A 2,354-nucleotide genomic window follows, 5' to 3' on the forward strand; every position below is an offset into this window, starting at 1 on the left:
AGCGGCCTAAGGAGCACGCCTCGAAAGCGTGTGTGGGGGAGACTCCACCGTGGGTTCAAATCCCACCGCCACCGCCAGCAGGATCCGGCACCGCGCCTCGCGCGCAGCCGGCGATCCGCGCGAAGGGCCCCGGGAGACCGGGGCCCTTCGTCATGTGCGGGGTCGCTCAGTCGCTGCCGCGCACCGCGTACAGCACGACGTCGTCGAGGTAGCGCCACAGCGTGCCGGTCTCCTCGAAGCCCGCGCTCCGGAGCGCCTCCAGGTGGAAGCCGAGCGTGACCTTCGGGGGAGCGACGTGGAGCTCCTCGCCCCACACCTCGTCGCGGCGGGCGAGCGCGGTGGCGTAGCGCGGGGTGTCGGCGACGGCCTGCCACCACACGTCCCAGGTGTCGACGTCGCCGGACGCGAAGGCCGCGTCCTGCACCTCGCGGTCGTCGGCGAGGGAGATGCGCGCGAGCGTGCCCTCCTGGTGCGCGTCGTAGGAGAGGTGGTCGCCGTTCAGCACGATGCCGCCGGAGCGCACGAGCGCGGGCAGCGCGCGGTACACGTCGACGAGCGCGGCCGGCTGCAGCCAGTGCAGGGCGGTGGAGGAGACGACGGCGTCGAAGCCGCCCGCCGCGATGAGCGGGTGATCCGCCCAGCCGGCGTGCGCCAGATCCACCTCGGCGACCTCCAGGCGCGGCTCGCCGAGCGCGAGGTCGGCGGCGATGGCGAGCAGGGCCGGGTCCTTGTCGGCCACGACCGCGCGGGCACCCGGGACGGCAGCGAGCACCTCCAGTGCGAGGGATCCGGTGCCGCCCGCGAGGTCGAGGATCCGCGGCGCGGGGGAGCCCTCGGTCACGTGCCGCACGACGCGCGCGATGGTCGCGAAGCGCTCGGCGCGGTGGCGGATGTAGCCGGTCTGCTGCGCGTCCCAGCGGGCGGCGAGGTCCCGGGCGGTGGCGAGCACGGCGGCGTCGGCCGCGGCGGCGGGGTCGGGAGCGGTGGTGTCGGTCATGGGCGGGTCCTCTCGAGGGGGATGGTCGCGGCGGGCGGGTCGCCCACCGCGGGGAGGGTGAAGCGGAGGTGCGGGCGCCCGTCGGCGTCCGCGAGCACGGTGGTGCGCACGTCGTAGACCGCGTCGAGGAGCTCGGGCCGGAGCACGTCGGCGGGTGCGCCGGCGCCGGCGACTCGGCCGCGGTGCAGCACGACGACGTGGTCGCACACCTCGGCCGCGACCTCGAGGTCGTGCAGCACGACGACGACGGTCGGCGCGATCCGCCGCATCAGCCGCGCGACCTCGAGCCGGTGCCGGATGTCGAGGTGGTTGGTGGGCTCGTCGAGCAGCACGTGCCCGGCGCCCTGGGCGAGCGCGCGGGCGAGGGCGATGCGCTGGAGCTCGCCGCCCGACAGGGTCGCGAGCCGGTCCCCGGCGAGGTGCGCCATGCCGACGGCCTCGAGGGCGGCGGCCACGCGGTCGTCGTCCCCGGAGCCGTGCGGGCGCAGCACGCCGCGCCCCGCGAGCCCGCCGAGCGCGACCTCGTCGGCCACCGTGAGCGACTCGTCGGGATCCTGGCGTTGGCCGACCTCCGCCACGCGGCGGGCGATCCACCGGCGCGAGCGCGTGCGCACGTCCTCGCCGTCGACCGTGACGCGGCCGCCCGCGAGCGGCGCGGCGCGCACGAGCGCCCGGAGCAGCGTGGTCTTGCCGCCGCCGTTCGGGCCGACGATGCCGGTCACGGATCCGGTCGGCGCCTCGAAGGACACGTCGTCGAGCAGCACGCGCCCGCCCGCGACCACGCGCACGTGCTCGGCGCGGATCACGGCAGGGTGGCGAGCAGCCCGGCGAGCTCGGCGGGGCCCTTCGTCGAGAGCATGCTGGGCGGATCCGTGAACGGGAACCGCAGCGCCACGACCCGCTTCTCGCGCACCGCGGACAGGCCCGAGACGCCGGGCGCGCCGAGGAACGCGGCGACCGCGTCACCGGGCGACCCGCTGGAGTAGAGGAGCACGACGGTTCGCGGATCCCGGGCGACGATGTCCTCCACGTTCGCGTCGAACACGCGCTCGTCGGAGTCGGCGTAGACGTTCTGCAGGCCGGCCGCCTGGAACACGGGCGTCACCATGCTCGGGCCGCCGTAGGGGGAGAGCACGCTGCCGCCGGAGGAGACGTAGAGGGCGGCGGCGGTGCCGGCGTCGGGCGCGTCGTCGGCGAGCCCGGCCTCGGCCGTCGAGATCGCCTGCTCCGCGCGGTCGCCGGCGCCGAGGACCGCGCCGAGCGAGCGCATCTCGTCCCAGACGCGGTCGAAGGTGGCCGTGGTCCGCAGCTCGGGGGCGGGATCCGCGCAGTACGCGCTCGGCGTGTAGAGCGGGAT

The 2,354-nt window shown here is 76.2% G+C and carries 3 protein-coding genes; all 3 read right to left on the reverse strand.

The window, feature by feature from the left end; all coding sequences use genetic code 11:
* Positions 1–166: 166 nt before the first annotated feature.
* Positions 167–997: a class I SAM-dependent methyltransferase gene (locus DZG00_RS14605; protein WP_119455776.1), complete on the reverse strand. Its 831-nt coding sequence runs from the start codon at positions 995–997 to the stop codon at positions 167–169.
* Entirely contained in the window at positions 994–1,803 is an 810-nt protein-coding gene (locus DZG00_RS14610; RefSeq protein ID WP_119383175.1) for an ABC transporter ATP-binding protein, read from the reverse strand. The genes DZG00_RS14605 and DZG00_RS14610 overlap by 4 nt, the downstream gene beginning before the upstream one ends.
* Positions 1,800–2,354, reverse strand: a 555-nt coding sequence (locus DZG00_RS14615) for an ABC transporter substrate-binding protein (RefSeq protein ID WP_158587810.1), incomplete at its 5' end; no start/stop codon positions are given. The genes DZG00_RS14610 and DZG00_RS14615, both read right to left, overlap by 4 nt.

Origin of the sequence: Clavibacter lycopersici (genome assembly GCF_003576405.1) — a bacterium.
Taxonomy (GTDB): Bacteria; Actinomycetota; Actinomycetes; order Actinomycetales; family Microbacteriaceae; genus Clavibacter; species Clavibacter lycopersici.

Excerpts from the sequence above, each read along its gene's own strand:
- DZG00_RS14605 (WP_119455776.1), bottom strand. The coding sequence starts at position 997 with ATGACCGACACCACCGCTCCCGACCCCGCCGCCGCGGCCGACGCCGCC.